This is a genomic window from Streptococcus suis (genome assembly GCA_024583055.1).
GTDB classification, from domain to species: Bacteria; Bacillota; Bacilli; order Lactobacillales; family Streptococcaceae; genus Streptococcus; species Streptococcus suis_V.
In genome coordinates, this window is record CP102145.1 from 1525996 (window position 1) to 1551195 (window position 25200).

The following is a 25200-nucleotide window of genomic DNA, read 5'->3' on the forward strand; positions in this document are numbered from 1 at the left end:
ATACGATGAACGAAGTAAAATCACTTAATGAAGAATGTGGCGTTTTTGGTATCTGGGGACATCCTCAAGCCGCTCAAGTCACCTATTTTGGTCTCCACAGTTTGCAGCACCGTGGGCAAGAAGGCGCAGGGATTGTTTCTAATGATCAAGGTACTCTAAGAGGTTATCGTGACACGGGCCTCTTGTCAGAAGTCTTTAAAAATCAGGCTGATTTGGACCGATTGAAAGGGAGCGCAGCTATTGGTCATGTCCGCTATGCCACAGCTGGATCGGCGGATATTCGCAACATCCAGCCCTTCCTTTATAAATTTCATGATGGGGAATTCGGCCTGGCCCATAATGGGAATTTGACCAATGCCATTTCTCTCAAAAAAGAGCTGGAGGCGCAGGGAGCTATTTTCAACGCCTCATCGGACACTGAAATCCTTATGCACCTGATTCGTCGCAGCCATAATCCTAATTTTATGGGCAAGGTCAAGGAGGCCTTGAGCATTGTCAAAGGTGGATTTGCCTATCTCTTGATGACGGAGGACAAGCTGATTGCAGCACTGGATCCAAATGGTTTTCGTCCCCTGTCTATAGGGAAGATGAAAAATGGTGCCTGGGTCATTGCTAGCGAAACCTGTGCCTTTGAAGTGGTCGGTGCAGAGTGGGTCCGCGATGTCGAACCCGGAGAGATTGTTATCATCGATGATGTGGGTATCCACTATGATAGTTATACAAGTGATACCCAATTGGCTATCTGTTCGATGGAATATGTCTATTTTGCCCGCCCTGATTCGACTATTCATGGTGTCAATGTCCACACAGCACGAAAAAATATGGGCAAACGTTTAGCGCAGGAATTTCAACATGAAGCAGACATTGTGGTCGGTGTGCCAAACTCTTCTCTCAGCGCGGCTATGGGTTTTGCCGAAGAATCCGGTTTACCTAATGAGATGGGTTTGGTGAAAAATCAGTACACTCAGCGTACCTTTATCCAACCAACCCAGGAGCTCCGTGAGCAGGGAGTCCGCATGAAGTTGTCTGCTGTTTCTGGGGTTGTTAAGGGCAAACGTGTGGTCATGATTGACGATTCCATCGTGCGTGGAACGACTAGCCGGCGGATTGTTCAGCTTTTGCGAGAGGCAGGGGCAGCAGAAGTCCATGTGGCAATCGGTAGTCCAGAGCTCAAGTATCCATGCTTTTACGGTATCGATATTCAAACCCGTCGGGAACTGATTTCAGCCAACCACACCGTTGAGGAAGTCTGTGAGATTATTGGAGCAGATAGCCTGACCTATCTTTCTCTTGAGGGGATGATTGAAGCCATCGGTATCGACACAGATGCTCCCAATGGAGGACTATGTGTAGCTTATTTTGATGGTGAGTATCCAACGCCTCTTTATGACTATGAGGAAGAATATTTGCGGAGTTTAGAAGAACAGACAAGTTTTTACATCGAAAAGGTCAAATAGTGACTTGATTGATTCTAGAAGGTCAAATAATTAAGAAGGAAGATTGATATGTCAAAAAATGCATATGCCCAATCGGGTGTTGACGTCGAAGCTGGCTACGAAGTGGTTGAGCGGATTAAGAAACACGTGGCTCGGACAGAACGTTTGGGCGTTATGGGAGCTCTCGGTGGCTTTGGTGGTATGTTTGATTTGACCAAGCTGGATATCAAAGAGCCAGTCTTGGTATCTGGAACAGACGGCGTGGGAACCAAGCTCATGCTAGCTATCCAGTACGACAAACATGATACCATTGGTCAGGACTGCGTGGCTATGTGCGTCAACGACATCATTGCAGCAGGTGCAGAGCCGCTTTACTTCCTCGACTACATCGCGACTGGAAAAAATGAGCCAGCCAAGCTGGAGCAGGTGGTTGCGGGTGTTGCGAAAGGCTGTGTCCAGGCTGGTTGCGGATTGATTGGCGGTGAAACGGCTGAAATGCCTGGAATGTACGGCGAGGATGACTATGATCTGGCTGGCTTTGCCGTCGGCATTGCGGAGAAGTCTCAGATTATTGATGGCAGCAAGGTACAGGAGGGCGACATTCTCCTCGGCCTAGCTTCTAGCGGTATCCACTCCAACGGTTATTCCCTAGTCCGTCGCGTTTTTGCGGATGTTTCTGGCGACGCTCTGCTGCCAGAGCTCAATGGCAGAGCTCTTAAGGAAGTCCTCCTAGAGCCGACCCGTATCTATGTCCAGCAGGTATTGCCTCTGGTAAAAGCAGGGCTGGTCAACGGCATTGCCCACATCACAGGCGGTGGTTTCATTGAAAATATTCCCCGTATGTTTGCGGACAACCTTGCAGCTGAAATTGAAGAAGATAAGATTCCAGTCCTTCCAATCTTTACAGCCCTTGAAACGTACGGCCAAATCAAACACGAAGAAATGTTTGAAATCTTCAATATGGGTATCGGCTTGGTACTGGCTGTCAGTCCAGAACAGGTGGAGAAAGTCCGTGAATTGGTAGGCGAAGAAGTCTATGAAATCGGCCGCATTTTCACTAAGGAAGACAAGAGCGTGGTCATCAAATGAAACGAATAGCTGTTTTTGCCAGCGGTTCTGGATCCAATTTTCAAGTCATCGCAGTGCAGTTTGAAGTTGCCTTTGTCTTTTCAGACCGTAGAAATGCCTATGTCTTGGAACGGGCTGAAAAACTAGGTGTACCAACCTTTACTTTTGAATTAAAAGAGTTTGCCGATAAGCAGGTTTACGAAGAAGCCCTCATCCAACTCTTAGACCAGCACCAGATAGACTTGGTGGTCTTGGCAGGCTATATGAAAATTGTTGGTCCGACCTTGTTAGCTCAATATGAAGGTCGTATCATCAACATTCACCCAGCCTACTTGCCTGAATTTCCAGGAGCTCACGGGATTGAAGATGCTTGGCAGGCAGGCGTGTCTGAAAGTGGCGTAACAGTCCACTGGGTTGACAGCGGCGTCGACACAGGACAAATTATCCAGCAAGTCCGAGTACCAAGGCTGGCTGACGATAGCTTAGAAACCTTTGAAGCTAGAATACATGAAGCCGAGTACCAACTCTATCCAGCAGTTTTGGAGGTGTTGGGGGCAGTAAGGAGATAGAGATGGGATTATTTGATTTTTTCAAGAAAAAAAGCAACAAGGACAATGATAGCTCTTCTGATGTAGAAGATAACAGTATTGAACTAGAAAATGACGATAGTGCTCTAGGTTGGGATGCTATTACGGAAGAGTTTGAACGCATCTACCCAGAGCAACAAGATCCTAAGCATTATGGGACACTAATTAAATACTTTATGGGAGGTCCAGATCCCCTAGATGGTATTAGCGTCTATGATGCCGGAGAGTTTTGGCATTTTATCAGTTATGGCTTAACGGAGCTATATGCCAAAGAGAGCGAAGATTTGGAGTATAGCGGCTTTGGCTTTGAGTTTACGTTCAAGTTAAAAAAATCTGGTGGAGATGACGAAAAAGAAATCTTGTCTGTTTGTAGCAATTTACAGAAATTAGCTAGGTATGTTTTTGAGTCGGGAAATGTTATCGGGTCAACGGAATACATCTATACGCGTCAAGAGGAAGGGATAGATGCTAAGCAGATGTCTAAGTTGACAGGTTTTATTACAGCAAGTGATGACCTTGTTTCTACAATCTCTACCCCCTACGGTCAAGTTTCATCTATCACTCTAATCGGAGCTACAGATGCAGAATTAAAAGCAATCTATGAAAGTGACAATAGTAAAGAGCTGATAAAGGAACTTCAAATGAAACTAGGGAATCAGCTAACAGACTATCACCGTGAGTCACTCATTTAGAATAAGTATAGTTAAATGATAGGAGAAATCATGATAAAACGTGCGTTAATTAGCGTATCAGATAAAAATGGCATCGTAGAGTTTGCCCAAGAATTGACCAAGCTTGGCTGGGAAATCATCTCGACAGGAGGCACAAAGGTTGCCTTGGATCAGGCAGGCGTAACCACAATTGCCATTGATGATGTGACTGGTTTTCCTGAGATGATGGACGGCCGTGTCAAGACCCTGCACCCCAAAATCCACGGGGGCTTGCTGGCTCGTCGGGATTTGGACAGTCACCTGCAAGCAGCCAAGGACCATGAGATTAGCTTGATTGACTTGGTAGTTGTCAACCTTTATCCCTTCAGAGAGACCATTTTGCGTCCAGATGTGACCTACGACTTGGCGGTGGAGAACATCGACATTGGCGGTCCGTCCATGCTCCGTTCAGCAGCTAAAAACCACGCAAGCGTAACGGTTGTGGTAGATCCGGCGGATTATCCGACGGTTTTAGGGGAGATAGCAGAGCAGGGGCAGACGACCTACTCAACGCGTCAGCGATTAGCAGCTAAGGTCTTTCGTCATACCGCGGCTTACGACGCTTTAATAGCTGATTATTTCACCAAGCAAGTCGGTGAAGACAAGCCTGAAAAACTCACCATTACCTACGACCTCAATCAGCCTATGCGTTACGGAGAAAATCCTCAGCAACATGCGGATTTCTACCAAAATGCCCTTCCGACTGATTATTCGATTGCAGCAGCTAAACAGCTAAACGGTAAGGAATTGTCTTTCAATAACATTCGTGATGCGGATGCGGCCATCCGTATTATCCGTGATTTCAAGGACCGTCCAACTGTTGTGGCTCTCAAACACATGAACCCTTGTGGTATCGGTCAGGCAGAGACTATTGAGCAGGCTTGGGATTATGCTTATGAGGCTGACCCAGTATCAATTTTCGGAGGCATCGTCGTGCTGAACAGGGAAGTGGATGCTGCGACGGCTGAAAAGATGCACCCGATTTTCTTAGAAATCATCATCGCACCGAGTTACTCGGCAGAAGCGTTAGCTATTTTGACCAATAAAAAGAAAAATCTTCGGATTTTGGAATTGGCCTTTGACGCACAGGATGCAAGCGAAGTGGAAAAAGAGTTTACAGGCGTTGTCGGCGGGCTTTTGGTGCAGGATCAGGACGTGGTGGTGGAAAGCCCAGCGGACTGGCAGGTGGTGACCGAGCGTCAACCGTCCGAGCAAGAGTGGGCGGCCATGGAGTTCGCTTGGAAGTCCTCCAAGTATGTCAAGTCCAACGGTATCATCATCACCAATGACAAGATGACCTTGGGCGTGGGGCCGGGACAAACCAACCGTGTGGCGTCCGTCCGCATCGCTATTGAGCAAGCCAAAGATCGTTTGGAGGGAGCCGTTTTGGCGTCGGACGCCTTCTTCCCATTTGCTGATAACGTGGAAGAAATCGCAGCGGCAGGCATCAAGGCTATCATCCAGCCAGGAGGATCTGTCCGTGACCAAGACTCCATTGACATGGCCAACAAGTACGGCTTGACTATGGTCTTTACGGGAGTAAGACATTTTAGACATTGAGAATTTTGGATATTGCTCACCTCGTGTGAGCTTTTTCCATTCCCGAACGTTCCTCCAATTTCTCTATCAAAATCCGTCTGTTTTTGCTATACTGTTTATAGAAAATCCGTTTTTGAGGTGGGAAATATGAAACTTTTGGTTGTTGGGTCTGGTGGTCGTGAGCACGCTATTGCAAAGAAATTGTTAGAATCTGAGCAGGTAGAACAGGTCTTTGTCGCTCCTGGAAATGACGGAATGACTTTAGATGGTATCGAGTTAGTAAACATCGGAATTTCCGAACATTCTGCCCTAATCAACTTTGCTAAGGAACATGATATTGCCTGGACTTTTGTGGGTCCAGACGATGCTCTGGCAGCAGGAATCGTTGATGATTTTGAAGAGGCGGGACTAAAAGCTTTTGGTCCCAGTCGTCTAGCCGCGGAGCTGGAGTGGTCAAAAGACTTTGCTAAACAAATCATGGTCAAATACGGCATTCCCACAGCAGCCTTTGGCACATTTTCCAACTTCGAAGAAGCCAAAGCCTACATCGAAGAGCAGGGGGCACCCATCGTGGTCAAGGCGGACGGATTGGCACTGGGCAAGGGCGTAGTCGTGGCGGAAACCGTCGAGCAGGCGGTCGAAGCGGCACGGGAGATGCTCTTGGACAACAAGTTCGGCGACTCGGGTGCCCGCGTGGTCATCGAGGAGTTCTTGGCGGGCGAGGAGTTTTCCCTCTTTGCTCTGGTCAATGGCGATCAGTTTTACATTCTGCCGACAGCTCAGGACCACAAGCGTGCCTTTGACGGCGACCAAGGTCCCAACACAGGCGGCATGGGGGCTTACTCTCCTGTTCCCCACCTGCCTCAAAGCGTAGTGGACACAGCGGTTGACACTATTGTCAAGCCCATTCTGGACGGCATGATTGCGGAGGGACGGTCTTATCTGGGCGTGCTCTATGCTGGCTTGATTCTGACCGACCAAGGTCCCAAGGTCATTGAGTTCAACGCTCGATTTGGCGACCCAGAAACCCAGATTATCCTGCCTCGTCTGACCTCTGACTTTGCTCAGAACATCGACGACATCCTCCACAAACGCCCGACCCAGCTGACTTGGCTGGATAGTGGTGTGACGCTAGGTGTTGTCGTGGCATCAAACGGCTATCCTCTGGACTACGAAAAAGGTGTAGAGTTGCCAGCAAAGACCGAGGGGGACATCACGACCTACTATGCAGGGGCTCGTTTTTCGGAAAATAGCAGAGCACTGCTTTCAAACGGCGGTCGGGTCTATATGTTGGTTACCACAGCAGATACTGTCCAAGAAGCACAAGAAAAAATTTACTCGGAGTTGAAAAATCAAGAAACCACAGGCCTCTTTTATCGGACAGATATTGGAAGTAAGGCAGTAAAATAAGGGACAAAGAAAAGGAAAGACAAGTATGAACATTCCAATTTCCATCATCATGGGCTCTAGTTCTGACTGGAAAACCATGAAAAAAGCAGCCGATGTGCTGGACAAATTTGGTGTAGCCTATGAAAAGAAAGTGGTCTCTGCCCACCGCACCCCAGACCTCATGTTCCGTCACGCTGAAGAGGCGCGTGGTCGTGGCATCAAGGTTATTATCGCAGGAGCGGGTGGTGCAGCACATTTGCCAGGTATGGTAGCAGCCAAGACCACCTTGCCTGTTATCGGTGTCCCTGTCCAATCCCGTGCCCTCAGCGGTGTGGATTCCCTCTATTCTATCGTGCAGATGCCAGGCGGTGTGCCCGTTGCGACTATGGCAATCGGTGAAGCAGGAGCCACCAACGCAGCCCTGACAGCTCTTCGCATTCTCTCCATTGAAGACCAAACCATTGCGACTCAGCTGGCAGACTTTGCCAAGGAACAGGAAAAAATTGCGGAGGCGATGACAGATGACCTCATCTAAGACAATCGGAATTATCGGAGGCGGTCAGCTAGGTCAGATGATGGCTATTTCCGCTATTTACATGGGCCATAAGGTGATCACGCTGGATCCTGCGGCGGACTGCCCAGCCTCCAAGGTTAGCGAGGTTATCGTCGCTCCCTATCACGATGTGGCGGCTCTCAAACAGCTGGCGGAGCGGTGCGATGTCCTGACCTACGAGTTTGAAAATGTTGATGCTGACGGACTGGACGCGGTCATCAAGGACGGCCAGCTTCCACAAGGAACAGACCTGCTCCGCATTTCCCAGAACCGCATTTTTGAGAAGGATTTTTTGGCAAAAAAAGCTGGCGTGCAAGTCGCCCCCTACAAAGTCGTCACATCTAGCCTAGACCTAGAAGGATTGGACCTCAGCAAAAACTACGTTTTAAAGACAGCCACTGGGGGCTATGATGGACATGGTCAGAAGGTTATTCGAGAAGAGGCGGACTTGGAAGCAGCCAGTCAACTAGCCAATACTGCCGAGTGTGTCTTGGAAGAGTTTGTGAATTTCGACCTGGAAATCTCCGTCCTTGTGTCTGGCAATGGCTCCGACTACACCGTCTTCCCTGTGCAGGAAAATATCCACCGCAATAATATTCTTTATAAAACCATCGTGCCTGCCCGTATTTCAGATGAACTAGCTGAAAAAGCCAAAACCATGGCCCTACAAATCGCCGACAAGCTCCATTTAGCAGGCACCCTCTGTGTTGAAATGTTTGTGGCAGGGCAGGACATTCTGGTCAACGAAATTGCTCCTCGACCTCATAATTCGGGGCATTATTCCATTGAAGCCTGTGATTTTTCACAGTTTGACACCCATATCCGAGGCATTCTCGGTCAGCCTCTGCCCCCTATCCACCTGCTTTCACCAGCCGTTATGATTAACGTTTTGGGACAAGACATGGAAGCGGTCCAAACCTTTCTTCAAGAAAACCCTACCGCCTATCCCCACTTTTATGGTAAACTAGAAGCAAAGCACAATCGCAAAATGGGACACGTGACGGTGTTGACAGAGGATGTTGAGGTGGAGTTGTAGGAGAATTCGAAGTTCAAGTGAATTCCATTACATATAAAAATAGAAAGGAATGAGGGCAAGTTCGAGCATTTGAACTCGGGCTAAAAGCGTCGGAAAAAAGATAAACTGTCTTGTGTGCTAGCACACAGCGTCAGTTTCTTATTTTTCTCTCGCTTTCTTAAAGCCCTCTGTATCATAAACAATGATCAATCGTTATTCCCGCCCTGAGATGGCGGCTATTTGGAGTGAAGAGAACAAGTACAAGGCTTGGTTGGAGGTGGAAATACTCGCTGATGAGGCTTGGGCTGAGTTGGGCGAGATCCCGAAGGTTGATGTGGCCTTGATTCGTGAGAAGGCGACTTTTGACATCGACCGCATTTTAGAGATTGAAGAGGAAACCCGTCACGATGTGGTGGCTTTCACGCGTGCGGTTTCGGAAAGTCTTGGTGAGGAACGCAAGTGGGTTCACTATGGTTTGACTTCGACCGATGTGGTGGATACGGCTTACGGCTACCTCTACAAGCAGGCCAACGATATCATCCGTCGTGACCTTGAAAACTTCACCGATATCATCGCCGACAAGGCGCGTGAGCACAAATATACCATCATGATGGGTCGGACCCACGGTGTTCATGCGGAGCCAACGACCTTCGGTCTTAAATTGGCGACTTGGTATAGCGAAATGAAACGCAATATGGAGCGTTTTGATGTGGCGGCCAAGGGTGTCGAAGCTGGTAAAATTTCAGGTGCGGTTGGTAACTTTGCCAACATCCCTCCATTTGTGGAAGAGTATGTTTGTGGCAAATTGGGTATTCGTCCGCAGGAAATTTCGACCCAGGTCCTTCCTCGTGACCTCCACGCAGAATATTTCTCAGCCCTAGCCTTGATTGCAACGTCCATCGAGCGTATGGCGACAGAAATCCGTGGGCTACAAAAATCTGAACAACGTGAAGTCGAAGAGTATTTCGCCAAAGGCCAAAAAGGCAGCTCTGCTATGCCCCATAAACGCAACCCTATCGGCTCTGAAAACATGACCGGTCTGGCTCGCGTGGTGCGTGGTCACTTGGTGACGGCTTTTGAAAATGTGGCGCTTTGGCACGAACGCGATATTTCCCACTCGTCAGCGGAGCGGATTATCACGCCGGATACGACCATTCTCATCAACTATATGCTCAATCGTTTTGGCAATATTGTTAAGAATTTGACGGTCTTCCCTGAGAATATGAAACGCAATATGGAGTCGACTTTTGGCTTGATTTACAGCCAACGTGTCATGCTCAGCTTGATTGAGAAAGGTATGACCCGTGAGGAAGCCTATGACTTGGTGCAACCAAAAACTGCGCAGTCATGGGATAATCAAGTGGACTTCAAGCCCCTTCTCGAAGCGGATGAGCGCGTGACAGCTAAACTCAGCCAAGAAGAAATCGATGAGCTCTTCAACCCAGACTACTATGCTAAGCGGGTTGATGACATTTTTGAACGACTTGGGTTATAAAAAAATCAAAATTCTTTGGATTTTCCAGAGAATTTTTTAGTTTCCCTTAAGCTTGGCGAGTTATACTTTATTCAAGCTAGAAATAGCGAAATTTCTTTTCACCTAAAGGTGTCCCTAGCTCTAAGTCGCAAGCGACAAGAGCTAGGTATCATATAATCTCCAGAAAACAGTCAGCAAGAATTAGCTGACTGTTTTTGTATAAAAAATCAAAAAATCCTTGACTCATCCCTAGGGGAATGGTGTATGCTAGGACTATCAAAACAGATGGAGGTTGCTTATGCAGGTCAAAGATGTGGAGAAGTTGACAGGCTTGTCAACTAAGGCGATACGGCTGTATGAAGAAAAGGGCTTGATTGAAGTGGCGAGAAATCCGCTCAACGATTACCGTAATTATTCAGAGGAAAATGTACGTCAGCTTCGCTTGATTAAGTTGCTCCGCTATTTTGAGTTTTCCCTAGCAGAGATTACGGACCTCCTATCCTTGTCAGAGGAGGATTTGCAGTCAGCCTTGCGTGAGAAAAAGCGGGGAATCAATAAGCAAACAGTGGAGTTAACAGACAAGGTTGATTTGTTGGACCAGGTGGTCAGGGATTTGGGCAAGAAAGAGGATTGGTTGGAAGAAGCACAGGACTCCATTGCCTTTGTGGAAAGCGGTGAATTTCAAGACTTCAAACAAGATTTAGAAGATGCCTTGTTGCCAAGTATTTGGATGACTCTCTTGCAGACCTTGTCGTTATCAGGTCCAATCCTCTGGCTGTTTATACGAATCCAAGAGGGTCGTCAGGAAAATCTTTTCCTACTAGCAGTGGTTTCCCTGCTAGCAACCGCTTGGATAACGCTTCTCTGGAGAGATTATCTCGTGACCTGGTGGAAACATCGGGACAAGGTTCGCCAGAAGAATCGCAGTCAGGCCTGGTGGATCCCGATTGGTCTTATCTCCCTCGTAGGTGGGATTGCCTACTTTGTTTTTGTCGGCTGGTTGACCGAAAGATTTTTCCTACCAAGCGATTGGCTCTTCTATGAGTATTCGATTGGTCTGGGGAAGGTTGCTATATTTTTTATCATGGCTTTTCTTGCTTTTCTTGCTTTTCTTTTGGGCAAACTGGCGAGGCTGGTGAAATTATCTTGGAAATATGGCTTGGGTCTGGCAGGTTCTTGTATCCTATTGACCGCTCTGCTGATTTCTACCACAACAGCCGTGACCAAAGACCAGATTATCGACATCAATCTGCTGGCTCCTTCCAAGGCATATCTTTACAGCGATGTCAAGTCTGTCTGGACAGGCTTTGGGACCAAGGTACTTACTGTTAATGAATTCGAAAAGCAGGGACAGTTTAGCTACCGTATTCAGCCTGACGAAAATGAAATTGTGTTTATGCAGCCGATTGTTAATCAGAACTTGGTACCTGACGATACCTATATTGAGTTGGAGGAGTTTGATCGGCAGTTGATGAATCTGGAAGTTCCCAAAGAAAGTTCAACAGAAGGCAGTCAGTATAATGAGTTAGATTCGCACTACCTAGAGCGATTTTTGCGAATAGTGGAAAATAAATAAAATGAATTCTGTTTTAGTTTCCCTTAAGCTTGGCGAGTTATACTATATCCAAGCTAGAGATAGCGAAAATTTACTGAATTAGTTTCAGTATCGTCATCCGTAAGAGCTAAAGCTCAAACGGCTGGCATATCTTTTCACCTAAAGGTGTCCCTAGCTCTAAGTCGCAAGCGACAAGAGCTAGGTATCATATAATCTCCTGGAAATACTGGACTCACTGAGTCTGGTATTTTCATTTTGTGCTATAATGGTTTCATGACTAGAATTTTAGATATGGAACAAATGCAGGATGAGGAGTATGTTGAGCGTACCCTGCGTCCACAGAAATTAAACGAATACATCGGTCAGGACAAGGTCAAGGACCAGCTGAAAATCTTTATCGAGGCGGCCAAGCTCCGTGATGAAGCCTTGGACCATACGCTTCTGTTTGGCCCTCCGGGTCTGGGGAAGACCACCATGGCCTTTGTCATCGCCAACGAATTGGGGGTCAATATCAAGCAGACTAGTGGTCCTGTTATTGAAAAAGCAGGTGACTTGGTTGCCCTTCTCAATGACTTGGAGCCAGGCGATGTCCTCTTTATCGATGAAATCCACCGTATGCCCATGGCGGTCGAGGAGATTCTCTACTCAGCCATGGAAGACTTCTACATCGACATCATGATTGGAGCAGGGGAGGCCAGCCGCTCTGTGCATTTGGAGTTGCCGCCTTTTACCCTGATTGGAGCGACCACTCGTGCAGGTATGCTGTCCAATCCTCTGCGGGCCCGTTTTGGGATTACCGGTCACATGGAGTATTACGAACTGGCTGATTTGACGGAGATTGTCGAGCGGACGGCGGATATCTTTGACATGGAGATTACCCATGAAGCTGCTATTGAGCTGGCTCGTCGGTCTCGTGGAACTCCCCGTATCGCCAACCGTCTGCTCAAGCGGGTGCGGGATTTCGCACAGATTATGGGCGATGGCCTGATTGACGACACCATTACAGACAAGGCCTTGACTATGCTGGATGTGGACCGTGAAGGTCTGGACTATGTGGACCAGAAGATTCTCCGTACCATGATTGAAATGTACGGCGGCGGTCCCGTCGGCCTCAACACCCTGTCGGTCAATATCGCCGAGGAGCGAGAAACGGTGGAGGACATGTATGAGCCCTACCTGATTCAGCAGGGCTTCCTTATGCGGACACGGACGGGGCGGGTTGCGACAGCAAAGGCTTACGAGCACTTGGGTTATCCCTATACGGAAAAATAATGGCAGAGCAGATGAGACGAGTAGCTAGTTTATTTGGAGATTGGCCTGAGGCAATTATTTGGACCTGTTTAGAAGGCAGAATGGGACAGATTCATGTCGATAATGCCCAGTCACCCCAGTCAGCCCTAGCTCTCTATGGACGACAGAGCTTCTTTGGTTTTTTAGCTGGCCAGCCACATCGAGACTTGCTAAAAATGTGCGAGGGAAAGGATATTATTCTAGTCCCCCAAAACCAAGCCTGGCCAGACTTGATAGAAGAAGCTTACGGAGACAGAGTTCGTTTTTTTACTCGATACGCTACGAAAAAGGAAACTGAGTTTGACCTTGGGCATTTACAGAAACTGGTTGATGACTTGCCTGAAAGCTTTGATATGAAACTGATTGACCGTAATCTGTACGAGGCTTGTCTGGTAGAGGAATGGTCACGGGATTTGGTGGGAAATTATATAGATGTGGAACAATTTTTGGACTTTGGGCTGGGCTATGTCATCTTGCATAAGGGACAGGTGGTCTCAGGGGCTTCATCCTATGCCAGCTATTCAGCTGGGATTGAGATAGAAGTGGATACTAGGGAAGACTATCGAGGTCTGGGTTTGGCAAAAGCCTGTGCGGCTCAGTTAATTTTAGCTTGTTTAGACCGCGGACTCTATCCAAGCTGGGATGCCCACACCTTGACATCCTTGAAACTGGCTGAAAAGCTGGGTTACCAATTAGACAAGCCCTATCGAGCATATGAATGGAGATAAGATGAAACCGACATTTATTTGGGATTTGGATGGAACGCTCTTGGATTCTTATGAGGCGATATTGGCTGGAATTCAAGAAACCTATGAACAATACAAACTACCTTTTGACCGTGAGGAAGTCAGACAATTTATACTGCGCTATTCTGTTAAAGATTTATTGGTGCGTGATGCAGACAAATACGGTCTGGATAGCGATGAACTTAATCGTGTGCGTGCGACTTCCTTGAAGGAGAAAAATACGCAGATTCCCTTGATGGCTGGTGCGCGTGAAATTCTGGACTGGACAGCAGAGAAAGGAATTCAAAATTTCGTTTATACACACAAGAGTGACAATGCTTTTCAGGTTTTGGAGGATTTGGGTGTCCGTCACCATTTCACAGAAATCTTGACCAGCGATTCTGGATTTGCCCGCAAACCAAGTCCAGAAGCTCTGCTATTTCTCATCGAAAAATACGGACTGAACAAAGAAAATACCTACTATATCGGTGACCGTTTGCTCGATGTAGAAACGGCTGTCAACGCAGGGATTCGGAGTATCAACCTCCAGATTGACGGGGTGGAAGGGAATATAAAAATCGAGAGTTTATTGCAGATTGTTCCGTCAGTATGAATTTAGAAATTTCACATAAAAAATAAACTTTCTACCGTAGTTTACAAAAGAAAGTTTGTTTTTTTCTTGAAAAATTTGGTATAATTAACCATATTTTAGTATAAATAAAGGGGAATTATATGAGCGATAAGGAATTTGGGCAACGTGTTCGCCAGCTGAGAGAGCAGATTAATTTGACGCGCGAACAGTTTTGTGGTGATGAGGTTGAACTTTCAGTCCGGCAATTGATTCGGATTGAGACTGGTAGCTCAAAACCCACGTTGTCTAAAATCCAGTACATTGCCACACGTTTGGGAATGACCTTGTATGAATTGATGCCAGACTATGTTAAGCTCCCAGATAGATACTCGAAATTAAAGTTTGAGGTTCTCCGCACACCGACCTATGAAAATACGGACTTGATAGAAAAACGCAATCGTCTGATGGAAGAAATTTATGACGACTATTACGACGACCTGCCAGAGGAAGAACAGATAGCAATTGATGCTTTTCAGTCTTTTGTTGACATATATGAAACAAAGTCTGTCCATTTTGGGAAAGCTATCTTAGATGATTATTTCGAGCAGGTCCATCGTAAAGATAAATTTACTGTCAATGATTTATTGATTGTGCGGCTATATTTGGAGCATTTACAGGATGAGGACAGGACCTCGCCAAGATTTCAACATTTTTTAGATATTACCCAGCATTTTCCGGTACAGGTAGAAGCTATAGATTCAAATGAGCTATTTATTTTGCGTGATGTGATGCTAGCTTCTATTGGTATCCTTGGGACTAAGGAGTGTTATGACTATATTCCGCCTATTTTTGATACTCTAGACCAGATAATGGTCCAGACGCACGATTTCCAAAAGAAACCGATTCTGAATCTATTAAAGTGGAAGTACGTACTATATACCAACAGTGACCGTGAAGAGGCACAAAAACTGTACGAAGAGGCCGTTATGTTTGCGAAATTAATAGGTGATGATCATTTGGTGGCTAAACTAGAAGAATCATGGAAAGGGGATTCCACTGGAAAAGTGTAAGATGCTTATGAAGAGCATTATGACAACTTGCAGAAGAGGAGCAGGTTGGGATGAGAGAACTATAAAAAACAAGTGACATTTTTGTCCTGTTTACTGACCCAATAAAATTCTATAATAGTCTCATCAAAATAAAGGAGACTAAAGATTATGAATTTTATTAAGGCATTTACAACGTTCGGAGCTGGCTGGGATTGGTGGTGGAAAGGCTAATATCATATCCGTCAAAAACCAACGCAATTGTTGGTTTTTTGCTATACTTAATACATGCAAACTTTTCACAAATTAGACACCTGGCTCAATAGCAAGCAGGGTCAGCTATTTCATTACAAGTTAGAGAAAATCACCTATGCCCTGGATTTGTTAGGCAAGCCTCACTTGGATTTGCCGGTCATTCATGTGGCGGGGACCAATGGCAAGGGCTCAACGATTGCCTTTATGCGCCAGCTCTTTCAGGCTCATGGACTGCGGGTCGGCAGTTTTGTCTCCCCTCACATGGTCACGGTACACGACAGGATTTGCATTGATCAGACACCGATTCCAGACCAGGATTTTCAGCGCCTTCTCCAGCAGGTCTATGAGTTGGAGCAGGAGGTTGCTACGGTCTATGAACCCTTCCGCTATTTCGAGGTCATGGTTCTAATCATGTTCCTCTATTTTCGCGAGCAGCAGCCTGACCTGGCACTTATCGAAGTTGGCATCGGCGGCCTTCTGGACACGACCAATGTAGTCTCCCCGGCCCTCAGCATCATCACTTCCATAGGTCTGGATCACCAGGATTTATTAGGCGTGACTTTGGGAGAAATCGCAGAGCAGAAAGCAGGAATTATCAAGCCAGAGATGCCTGTCGTTCTGGGACCATTTTCTGCCGACATCAGCCAGCAAATTCGCCAAATTGCTGCTAAAAAAAAAGCTCCAATCTACCAGCTGGGTCAAGAATTTACCTCTAATGCAGCTACTTTCAATAGTCCAAGTTTTCAGCTGTCAGAATTAGTCTTGGGTCTCCCAGGTCAGCACCAGCAAGAAAATGCGGCCTTGGCCCTGCAGAGTTTCTTGCTTTACATGGAGCAAATTGGGCAAACTGTTTCTGCGGATTTGATCAGACAGGCTCTAGCCCAAACCAGCTGGGCAGGACGTTTGGAATTGATAGCCGAAAACCCCAAGATATACCTAGACGGTGCCCATAACGTTCCTGCCATGGAACGCTTGATTGAGTTCATTGAGATGCAGGACCAGCCTGTGACCCTCTTATTTTCGGCCCTGCAGCGCAAGGATTTTCAGGAAATGCTGGATTTATTAGAGGAAATATTGCCAGGTATCCAGCTTGTCTTGACCAGCTTTGCCTACGACGGAGCCTTGAAAGAGGAGCAGCGTCAGGGGCTGACCTACGTAGCTGATTATGAAGGCTTTATACAGGAATTTCAGGAACAAGACCAGGGCATCCTGATTGTCACAGGTTCCCTCTATTTCATCTCGGAAGTCCGAAAAAAATATCTGAACTAAGCGGTTTTTGGACCGCTTTTTGCGAATAAATAGGTATGAGACAGAAAAATAATGAGGAATTTTTGATAGAGTACAAGCGTGCCCAACGCCATACATTTCGTCAGATTGAACGCTATGCCAGTCTGTTTTCCAATCAGAATGGGAGCAAGATTAGCTATAGGACCATCCGCTATCCCTTGGAGGCTATGGTTCAAGTACAAGAGCTGGACGGAGAAAGGTACAGGGTAGGAAATGATCAAACAACTTCCGAAAGTCAATGACATGCCTCGGGCTTTTTGATATAATAAGTAAAGTAAATCCAAGGAGTGAGTTATGACAGAAGTAGAGTCAAGTGTAGATTTGGGAGATAAAAGTTTGTGGGGTGGCCGCAGGCATCGTTCTCAACGGAGAAAGCAAGCCTACCATGAATTTATACGGAATGTGCCGGATGTGCCTATTTGGCCGACCCTACTGTGGAGTTTATTTCTGAGTGTATTGAATGTTGCCAATCCTCTTTTGAGTTCCTTTGCGACCAATTTGCAGTCACAGGCACTCTATGCAGGCATGGCAATGCAGGCTGGTCATAAGCCTTATGAGTATTTTTTTGGAACCAATGGTGTCCTCTATTACCTAATCTTGGCTGTTGGTTCCCTGTTCAATACGACCATTGGCTTGATGATTTTTCAGTTCATCGCCCTCTTGATAGCAGGGATTTATCTCAATAAGATTAGTGCATATTTTAGTCGTTCACAGCGGGTTGCCCACCATATCAATTTTTGGTTCTATTGTTTCTTGCTGGTGGTGGACTTGGGTGGACTCTATGCCAGCATCTTTGCTCTACCTTTTGTGCTGACCAGTATCTGGTTTTTGATTCGCTATATAAATGATGCAGTCAGTGACGAAGGTTTCATTCTCTACGGGATTGATGCGGCGATTGTATTCATGATTTACCCTAAAAGTCTGATTTTATGGCTGGTATCGCCCCTAGTTTTATTTGTGTACAATAGTCGAAACAAGAGGTTGGCGAGAGGTGTTTATCAGTTTTTAGCAGCTGTATTTGGTTTTCTTCTCGTTGTCTACACTGTAGGCTATTACACCTTCATCGAGCAGATTCTGGGAATGGCAATTCAACAGACTTTTCTCTACAATATTAGCCTACAATTTACCTATGAAGGCATTTTGATGACCCTAGCTGTGGTTTTTGGGTTCCTGCTGATTTCAGGATTTTTAAATCATATTTTGATAACCCTATTATCTATTAGCAAGGGGCAACAGACAGAAATTAAGCTGATAATGTTACTGGCTTTTCTTGTTCAAATGGTTTTCCTGATTGGGAATCCAAATTTTGAATGGAGCCAATTGACGGCCTTGATTCCGTATGGTTTTGTGCTAGCTGCAGCATCTTTGCATGGTCCAGAAACTGATGAAGAGTTTGAGATGCTGGATGAGGAGGAGAATGAGGATTATAGCTATCTAAAAGCTAGTTATTATCTGCCTATTTTGATGCTTCTAGCCCTGTTTTTCCAACCAACCTACGCCTATCTGTTTGAAGAACCGGTCCGTGTGGAGAGGCAGGAAATAGCCCGCTATATCCGGGATAACACGACCAGTGATGATCCGATTTATGCCTGGGATAATAGTGCACAAGCCTATCTAGAAAGTCAGCGGTTCTCGTCTGCTAATCTGATTACAGCTCAACCCTATCTTAACACGGAGGACAACCGAAACAATTTAATCTATGATTTGAATCAAGGGAGAGCCAAGTATATCTTGGTCAACACGGAGCTTCCGCTCTTGGAACAGGTCTCAGCGACCCTAGAAGACAATTATGTCCCTGTCCAACTCAGCTTCAATCACTTCAAACTATATCAAGAAAAAGAATGAAAGCGACTATGAAAGTAGTTGCTTTTATCTATATCTTGTGTAAAAAATGAAAATTTTTGAAAATACATACTAGATATTGATTTTCGTCATTCAAAGTGCTAGACTATAAGCAGTGAGAAAAATGGAGGATAGCCAGATGAAAGTGCAAGAAACAATCTTACCCGAATTAGAATTAGCGGTCTTAAAGCGTGACGGTCGAACGGTCGCTTTTGAACAAGAAAAGATTTATTCTGCCTTGCAGCGGGCTAATCAAGAATTGGACCATCCTGTGTCAGATGCGGGTCTGTCAGTCGTTTTGGCAGGGGTCCTGCAGGAAATTGCCCGTCGTTTTACCAAGGATGTGCAAATTTATGAAATCCAGACGGTTGTCGAACAGGAATTGCTCAAGTCCCACCTCTATGACTTGGCAGAGCGTTATATTCAGTACCGGACGCAACGCGATTTTCGCCGGCATCAAGCGACGGACATCAACTTTGAAATCCACAAATTGCTCAGCAAAGATCAGTCTGTCGTCAATGAAAACGCCAATAAGGATGCGGATGTCTTTAATACGCAACGTGATTTGACGGCTGGGATTGTTGGCAAATCTATCGGGCTCAAGCTCCTGCCAGCCCACGTTGCCAACGCTCACCAGAAGGGGGACATTCATTACCACGATTTGGATTATAGTCCTTACACGCCCATGACCAACTGCTGCCTGATTGATTTCAAGGGCATGTTAGCGCAAGGGTTTAAGATTGGAAATGCCGATGTGGAAAGTCCTAAGTCCATCCAGACAGCGACGGCGCAGATTTCGCAAATTATTGCCAATGTGGCTTCCAGCCAGTACGGTGGCTGCTCGGCGGACCGTATTGACGAGGTGTTGGCGCCTTATGCTGAGCTCAATTATCAAAAGCATTTGAAGGATGCGGAGGAATGGGTGCTGCCAGACAAGGCTGAAGAATATGCGCGTGCCAAGACCCAGAAGGATATTTATGACGCTATGCAGTCTTTGGAATACGAAATTAACACGCTTTTTACGTCCAATGGTCAAACGCCCTTTACTTCGCTTGGTTTCGGTTTAGGAACTTCTTGGTTTGAGCGGGAAATCCAGAAGGCGATTCTCAACATCCGTATCAAGGGTTTGGGGCGCGAAGGACGGACAGCCATCTTTCCAAAATTGATTTTCACTGTCAAACGCGGGCTAAATTTGGAGCCCGATTCGCCCAATTATGATATTAAGCAACTGGCGATTGAATGTGCAACCAAGCGCATGTATCCAGATATGCTGTCCTATGACAAGATTATTGAGTTAACGGGTTCTTTCAAGGTTCCTATGGGTTGCCGTTCTTTCTTGCAAGGTTGGAAGGATGAAAATGGCCTTGAAATCAATTCCGGTCGGATGAATTTGGGTGTGGTGACCGTCAATCTACCACGGATTGCCCTTGAAAGTGGGGGTAGTCAAGAAAAATTCTGGGAAATTTTTGCAGAACGCATGGCCATTGCCAAGGATGCCTTGGTCTATCGTGTCGAGCGGGTCAAGGAAGCGACGCCGGCAAATGCGCCTATTCTCTATCAGTACGGAGCTTTTGGGAAACGTTTGGCCAAGACGGACGCTGTTGATCAGGTCTTTAAGAACCGTCGCGCGACTGTTTCTCTAGGCTATATCGGTCTCTACGAAGTGGCGACTGTGTTTTACGGCGGTGCCTGGGAAGGAAATCCTGAAGCCAAGGACTTCACGGTTTCTATTATCAAGCGGATGAAGGAGTTGGCTGGCGACTGGTCTGACGAATACGGCTACCATTTTTCTGTTTACTCAACCCCATCAGAAAGTTTGACAGACCGTTTCTGCCGTTTGGATACGGAGAAATTCGGGTTGGTCAAGGACATTACGGATAAGGAATACTATACAAATTCCTTCCATTATGACGTGCGGAAAAATCCGACGCCGTTTGAAAAGCTGGATTTTGAAAAGGTTTATCCGGAGGCGGGTGCTAGCGGTGGCTTCATCCATTATTGCGAATACCCTGTTCTACAGCAAAATCCCAAGGCTCTCGAGGCGGTGTGGGACTATGCCTATGACCGTGTCGGTTATTTGGGGACCAATACCCCGATTGACCATTGTTATGCCTGCGGTTTTGAAGGCGACTTCGAGCCGACTGAGCGTGGGTTCAAGTGTCCAAACTGTGGCAATAGCGATCCAAAACTAGTAGATGTTGTCAAACGGACCTGTGGTTATCTGGGCAACCCTCAAGCCCGTCCCATGGTCAATGGTCGACACAAAGAAATCTCCGCCCGCGTCAAACACATGAACGGGTCTAGTTTATAAAGAATGGACATGAGGGCTTCCGTGGTTTTGAGGAACTACGGAAGTTTGTTATAATAGAGGGAAAATCTAATAGCTCTGCTATGTTCAAAAAAGGAGAAAAAACAATGGGTAAATACCAACTAGATGATAAGGGCAAGGCCTTGGTGCAGCGTTATCATGAGAAGAATGCAAAGGGGGGAGACAGCAAGCAAGACAAGCTAGCCGCCCTTCGTCAACAATTTTTACAAAAGGCGCAGAAGAAACGTAATGTCTAAGAACTATCGCGATATTACCATTCTCCACAGCAATGATATGCACTCTTATATAGAGAATTTTCCCAAGAAGGCAGCGCTGATTGCTGAGATTAAGGAGGCAAACCGGGCGAAAAACATTCCGACTTTTGTCTTTGACAGTGGAGATCTGTTTTCGGGGAATATTTTCTTCAATATGTACCGTGGGGTAAAGGAAATCCAGCTCATGAATGCCATTGGTTGTCAGGCCATGACCCTGGGCAATCACGAATTTGACCACGGAGACGAGTTGCTCAGTCGCTTGGATGACTTTGCGGCTTTTCCAATTGTCTCCACCAATATTTCCTACCGCAATCCAGCCGATGCAGACGAATTGGTGCCCTTGAAAGACAAGTTGGTCTTTGATATGGCGGGTCGACCGCTCTATGTCTTGGGCTTAACGACCTTGGAGACCGAGGAAGTGGCTTCTCCGACGGACAATGTGGTCTTTGAGGACCACAGACAGGCGCTCAAGCGGACCTTGTCTGAGATGGATAAGCAGGCGCACATTGTCTTGCTCAGTCATTTGGGCTATGATCAAGATGTTCAGCTGGCGGCGGAGTTTCCGGAAATCAATGTCATTTTCGGTGGTCACACCCATACGATTTTGAAAGAACCCAGTCAGGTCGGTAGCGTCAGTATTTTCCAAGCGGGCCAGTATGGGCGTTTTCTGGGCAATCTTCTGCTCCGTTGCTACGAGGACGGCAGTCATGAGGTGCTGTCCTATGACTTGGTGGAGATTGAGCAGCTGGCAACAGAAGAACCGACCATTCGGGAATTTATCGAGCGGATGCAGGCGGAGCGCAATGCTCGCTTTGCCCATTCTATTGCGAACCTGCCTCAAACCTTGGATGGTGAGCGGGAGAACATCCGTCAGGGACAGTCTACGCTGGCACCTCTGATTACGCAGGCCCTTTTTGAGCAGGCGGTTGCTCTCGGTTATCAGCCGGACGGAGCGGTCATCAATGGTTTTGGTATTCGGATGTCGCTCAACGCGGGCCCGATTTACTATAGCGATGTGGTCAAGGTTTTGCCCTTCTCCAAGCGCGTGCTCCTGGTCAGTATCAAGGGTCAAGATTTGATGTCCAGCCTCTCGACCGGTCTCCATCCGCAGCTTCATGGCATTTCTCGCCAAGGCGATGATTTTTTGGTCAATGGCAGAGCGATTGAGCCGGATACCAGCTACCAGATTGTGACCAACTCCTTTGTCTGGTCTGGTAAGGATAACTATGATGATTTCCACAAGGCGATCATTATCCGAGATTTGGGCTTGGATGTGGATATTTTGAGTGAATTTTTAAGAAAAAGATTTGGAAAGTAAGAGGACATGTCCATGCTAAAAATCGGTCTCGTCGGTTTAGGAGGTATTTTTCAAAAGGCCTACCTGACCTATCTGCGGAGTTTGTCAGGCATTGACTGGCATTTGTTCACCCGCAATCAAGAAGTTCTGTCAAGCATTGCGGCCAGTTTGCCCCGCAGTCAGACCTATGCGACAGTACAAGATTTGGCCGAGGCAGACTTGGACGGTGTCATGATTCATGTGGCGACACAGGCCCATGTGGAAATGGCAGAGCTGTTTTTGGAGCGTGGCATTCCTGTCTACATGGACAAGCCACTAGCCGAGGATTTTTACCAGTCGGCAGAGCTTTACAAATTAGCCCAGTCCAAGGGAGTCCTACTCATGGCTGGTTTCAATCGTCGCTTTGCTCCCAAGGTTCAAGAATTGAAAACCAAGCCCAACAAGCGGAGAATTGTCGTCGAGAAAAATGAAGTCAATGGCTTGGGCGACCTGCAATTCAAGCTCTTTGACCTCTTTATCCACCCGCTGGATACGGCCCTTTACTTGCTGGATGACCAGCCTCTGTCAGGTTCCTATGCCTACTATCTGGAAAATAATAAACTCAGTCAGGTCAATGTGACCCTTCAAACCGCTCAAACTTCTGTGGTCGTATCCATGAATCTCCAGTCGGGCAGCCGTCGGGAAATCATGGAAGTCCAGACACCGCAAGCGACCCATCAGGTTAAAAACTTAGAAGAATTGCGCACCTTTACCGCCAACCAAGAAATCATAGAAGGCTTTGGTTCTTGGGACACAACTCTTTACAAACGCGGCTTTGAAAGCATTGTCGAAGAGTTTTTCCAAGCCCTAGAAAGCAAGAAAAATCCAGTCAGCCCAAGCTCGAGCCTGCTCAGCCACTGGATCTGTCACCAAATTGTATACGCAGATAAAGGAATAGGAGAATTACATGTCACCATCCCAAACGAAATTGACTTTAAGGCGACCAACCTTAGTAGATAAAGAAACGATTTTGGATATGATTGCTGAATTTGAGCGAGAAGAGTCCGCAACAGACGGAGGCAATCTCTTTGCGAATTTTGACTTTGAAAGCTGGTTGCAGCAAGGTCAGGACTGGGAAATGGGACTGAATTTGCCAGAGGGCTTTGTCCCTTCTATCCAGTATGTCTCCTTTGATGATGCTGGGCAAGCAGTCGGTTTTCTCAGTCTACGCCTGCGTCTCAGTGATTATCTGCTCAACATTGGTGGACACATTGGCTATTCTATCCGCCCTAGCCAGCGGCAGAAGGGCTATGCCAAGGAGCAGTTGCGCCTTGGTGTGCAGGAAGCATTTTCCAAAAACATCCCTAAGGTCCTTGTGACCTGTGATGAGACCAATACAGCCAGCAAGCGAACTATCCTATCCTGCGGAGGTAGCCTCGAAGACGTCCGTCATGGCACGGAGAGATACTATATAGAAGAGTGCTGATATGAACAATCCCAAACCCCAAGAATGGAAATCCGAAGAGCTGAGTCAGGGCCGGATTATGGACTACAAGGCCTTTAATTTTGTGGACGGTGAAGGCGTTCGCTGCTCCCTCTATGTCAGCGGCTGTCTCTTTCACTGCGAGGGCTGCTACAATGTTGCTACCTGGTCCTTCAAGGCCGGGATTCCCTACACCAAGGAGCTGGAAGACCGCATTTTAGCAGACCTGGCCCAACCCTATGTACAGGGCCTGACCCTCTTGGGTGGTGAGCCTTTTCTTAATACAGGAACCGTCCTCCCTCTTGTCAAGCGGGTTCGGACGGAATTGCCAGACAAGGATATTTGGTCCTGGACAGGCTACACATGGGAAGAATTGATGCAGGAAACCCCAGACAAGCTGGAGTTGTTATCCCATTTGGATATCCTAGTCGATGGCCGCTATGACAAAAGCAAACGCAACCTCATGCTCCAATTTCGCGGCTCTTCTAACCAACGCATCATTGACGTGCAAAAGTCTCTCCAAGAAGGGAAAGTTGTCTTGTGGGAGAGGTTGGAGAAATGACAAAACTGAATTTTCTATTTTCGTCAACAGAAGATTTGATTGCTAAGCAGGTTCAAGCTATCAAAGATTTGTTTGATAGAGAATATAGAGATGACTACGGAGAGTGGAATTTGAAGCAGCCCTATGGCTACGCGCCGCAAGACTATCATTTGTTAGCCTACCTAGGCGAGGACTTGGTGGGTCATATGGGGAGTCAGGTTCGTACTATTTCTGTAGGAGCTGCAGAGTGTCTTGTTGCGGGAATCGGAGGAGTTTTAATAGCGCCAGAATTTCGTGGGAAAGGATTGGGGAGAGATATGATGACCCGCTTGTTAGAGGAAAATACGCAAACTTTAGCAGTTGATTTTTCTTATTTGGGCTGCCGAGAAGAAGTGGTTCCTTACTATGAGGCTTGTGGGTTTTCTCGAATCACTCGTGTGGAGACTCATGTTGACCGGCTGACAGGCAAGGAGCAACAGCAGATTTCGGCTACCATTATGATTGCATCGGCTAAGAAGGGCAAAAAAGATTTCCCAGAAGGAGATATTGACCTTAAGGGACGAGCTTGGTAAAGATGAGTGGGAACATCATTCCTTTTGGAGTGATGTTTTTTGAACAAAAGAAGAAATAGGATTTTTTCAAACACAAAAAGCCTTGTTTCCAAGGCTCAAGGAGATGTTTCCCATCATGATCCTCCCTGTAGGGATCGAACCTACGACCCACGGATTAAGAGTCCGCTGCTCTGCCAGCTGAGCTAAGGAAGGGTAAAATAAAAATGCTGTATTGGTACCGGTTATTCATGAATTGTATTGATCCCGCACGCTAGAAGCAGGTGGGTGACGTGTTTTTGACTTAGTTGCTTCTGGGTGAACCAGCCTGCATACTGCCAAAAGATCTTTGTCTCCCTAGTAATACAAAAATAGTCGGTCAACACATAGGTATGAATTCGTATACCACAGCAGTTCTTATTTATGA

24 protein-coding genes, 1 tRNA gene and 1 other RNA gene are annotated in these 25200 nt (G+C 46.6%); 24 read left to right on the plus strand and 2 right to left on the minus strand.

Going from position 1 to position 25200, the window contains the following annotated elements; translation table 11 throughout:
* The first annotated feature begins 5 nt into the window (after positions 1-5).
* From purF to NQZ91_07755, 24 genes are all read left to right on the plus strand, one after another.
* Complete coding sequence (purF, locus tag NQZ91_07640) at positions 6-1457, plus strand: amidophosphoribosyltransferase (protein ID UUM57250.1); 1452 nt, start codon at positions 6-8, stop codon at positions 1455-1457.
* A 48-nt stretch (positions 1458-1505) separates the two neighbouring features.
* Complete coding sequence (gene purM, locus NQZ91_07645) at positions 1506-2525, plus strand: phosphoribosylformylglycinamidine cyclo-ligase (protein UUM57251.1); 1020 nt, start codon at positions 1506-1508, stop codon at positions 2523-2525.
* Positions 2522-3073 (plus strand): phosphoribosylglycinamide formyltransferase, encoded by a 552-nt coding sequence (gene purN, locus NQZ91_07650; GenBank protein UUM57252.1) that lies wholly within the window; start codon positions 2522-2524, stop codon positions 3071-3073. Before purM ends, purN begins: the two co-directional genes overlap by 4 nt.
* A 2-nt stretch (positions 3074-3075) precedes the next feature.
* Positions 3076-3783 (plus strand): suppressor of fused domain protein, encoded by a 708-nt coding sequence (locus tag NQZ91_07655; GenBank protein UUM57253.1) that lies wholly within the window; start codon positions 3076-3078, stop codon positions 3781-3783.
* A 30-nt stretch (positions 3784-3813) separates the two neighbouring features.
* Positions 3814-5361 (plus strand): bifunctional phosphoribosylaminoimidazolecarboxamide formyltransferase/IMP cyclohydrolase, encoded by a 1548-nt coding sequence (gene purH / locus NQZ91_07660; protein UUM57254.1) that lies wholly within the window; start codon positions 3814-3816, stop codon positions 5359-5361.
* Between the two features lie 126 nt (positions 5362-5487).
* Positions 5488-6750 carry a phosphoribosylamine--glycine ligase gene (gene purD, locus NQZ91_07665; GenBank protein ID UUM57255.1) on the plus strand — a complete coding sequence of 421 codons (1263 nt, stop codon included), beginning with the start codon at positions 5488-5490 and terminating at the stop codon, positions 6748-6750.
* A gap of 25 nt (positions 6751-6775) precedes the next feature.
* Positions 6776-7264 carry a 5-(carboxyamino)imidazole ribonucleotide mutase gene (purE, locus tag NQZ91_07670; GenBank protein ID UUM57256.1) on the plus strand — a complete coding sequence of 163 codons (489 nt, stop codon included), beginning with the start codon at positions 6776-6778 and terminating at the stop codon, positions 7262-7264.
* Positions 7251-8318: a 5-(carboxyamino)imidazole ribonucleotide synthase gene (gene purK, locus NQZ91_07675; protein UUM57257.1), complete on the plus strand. Its 1068-nt coding sequence runs from the start codon at positions 7251-7253 to the stop codon at positions 8316-8318. The genes purE and purK overlap by 14 nt, the downstream gene beginning before the upstream one ends.
* A 181-nt stretch (positions 8319-8499) precedes the next feature.
* Positions 8500-9792: an adenylosuccinate lyase gene (gene purB, locus NQZ91_07680; protein UUM57258.1), complete on the plus strand. Its 1293-nt coding sequence runs from the start codon at positions 8500-8502 to the stop codon at positions 9790-9792.
* 277 nt (positions 9793-10069) lie between these two features.
* Positions 10070-11347 (plus strand): MerR family transcriptional regulator, encoded by a 1278-nt coding sequence (locus NQZ91_07685; protein UUM57259.1) that lies wholly within the window; start codon positions 10070-10072, stop codon positions 11345-11347.
* 252 nt (positions 11348-11599) lie between these two features.
* Positions 11600-12598, plus strand: a complete 999-nt coding sequence (gene ruvB / locus NQZ91_07690) for a Holliday junction branch migration DNA helicase RuvB (GenBank protein UUM57260.1) — start codon at positions 11600-11602, stop codon at positions 12596-12598.
* On the plus strand, positions 12598-13344 hold the full coding sequence (locus NQZ91_07695) for a GNAT family N-acetyltransferase (GenBank protein UUM57261.1): 747 nt from the start codon (positions 12598-12600) through the stop codon (positions 13342-13344). The genes ruvB and NQZ91_07695 overlap by 1 nt, the downstream gene beginning before the upstream one ends.
* Position 13345: 1 nt before the next feature.
* On the plus strand, positions 13346-13954 hold the full coding sequence (locus NQZ91_07700) for an HAD-IA family hydrolase (GenBank protein ID UUM57262.1): 609 nt from the start codon (positions 13346-13348) through the stop codon (positions 13952-13954).
* A gap of 119 nt (positions 13955-14073) precedes the next feature.
* On the plus strand, positions 14074-14982 hold the full coding sequence (locus NQZ91_07705) for a helix-turn-helix domain-containing protein (GenBank protein UUM57263.1): 909 nt from the start codon (positions 14074-14076) through the stop codon (positions 14980-14982).
* Between the two features lie 264 nt (positions 14983-15246).
* Positions 15247-16482, plus strand: a complete 1236-nt coding sequence (locus tag NQZ91_07710; GenBank protein UUM57264.1) for a bifunctional folylpolyglutamate synthase/dihydrofolate synthase — start codon at positions 15247-15249, stop codon at positions 16480-16482.
* A gap of 35 nt (positions 16483-16517) precedes the next feature.
* Complete coding sequence (locus tag NQZ91_07715; protein UUM57265.1) at positions 16518-16742, plus strand: hypothetical protein; 225 nt, start codon at positions 16518-16520, stop codon at positions 16740-16742.
* Between the two features lie 52 nt (positions 16743-16794).
* On the plus strand, positions 16795-18345 hold the full coding sequence (locus NQZ91_07720) for a quinol oxidase (GenBank protein UUM57266.1): 1551 nt from the start codon (positions 16795-16797) through the stop codon (positions 18343-18345).
* A gap of 136 nt (positions 18346-18481) precedes the next feature.
* Positions 18482-20653, plus strand: a complete 2172-nt coding sequence (gene nrdD, locus NQZ91_07725) for an anaerobic ribonucleoside-triphosphate reductase (GenBank protein ID UUM57267.1) — start codon at positions 18482-18484, stop codon at positions 20651-20653.
* 104 nt (positions 20654-20757) lie between these two features.
* Positions 20758-20907, plus strand: coding sequence for a hypothetical protein (locus NQZ91_07730; GenBank protein UUM57268.1), 150 nt, complete (start codon positions 20758-20760; stop codon positions 20905-20907).
* Positions 20900-22243 (plus strand): 5'-nucleotidase C-terminal domain-containing protein, encoded by a 1344-nt coding sequence (locus NQZ91_07735; GenBank protein UUM57269.1) that lies wholly within the window; start codon positions 20900-20902, stop codon positions 22241-22243. Before NQZ91_07730 ends, NQZ91_07735 begins: the two co-directional genes overlap by 8 nt.
* Positions 22244-22255: 12 nt before the next feature.
* Positions 22256-23221 carry a Gfo/Idh/MocA family oxidoreductase gene (locus NQZ91_07740; GenBank protein ID UUM58838.1) on the plus strand — a complete coding sequence of 322 codons (966 nt, stop codon included), beginning with the start codon at positions 22256-22258 and terminating at the stop codon, positions 23219-23221.
* Positions 23190-23687, plus strand: coding sequence for a GNAT family N-acetyltransferase (locus NQZ91_07745; protein ID UUM58839.1), 498 nt, complete (start codon positions 23190-23192; stop codon positions 23685-23687). The genes NQZ91_07740 and NQZ91_07745 overlap by 32 nt, the downstream gene beginning before the upstream one ends.
* Before the next feature lies 1 nt (position 23688).
* Positions 23689-24246, plus strand: coding sequence for an anaerobic ribonucleoside-triphosphate reductase activating protein (nrdG, locus tag NQZ91_07750; protein ID UUM57270.1), 558 nt, complete (start codon positions 23689-23691; stop codon positions 24244-24246).
* Positions 24243-24797 (plus strand): GNAT family N-acetyltransferase, encoded by a 555-nt coding sequence (locus tag NQZ91_07755; protein UUM57271.1) that lies wholly within the window; start codon positions 24243-24245, stop codon positions 24795-24797. Before nrdG ends, NQZ91_07755 begins: the two co-directional genes overlap by 4 nt.
* 119 nt (positions 24798-24916) lie before the next feature.
* Here NQZ91_07755 and NQZ91_07760 read toward each other — a convergent pair.
* A tRNA-Lys gene (locus tag NQZ91_07760) sits at positions 24917-24989 on the minus strand.
* A gap of 7 nt (positions 24990-24996) precedes the next feature.
* A non-coding RNA gene (gene ssrS / locus NQZ91_07765) (6S RNA) lies at positions 24997-25190 on the minus strand.
* Positions 25191-25200: the final 10 nt, after the last annotated feature.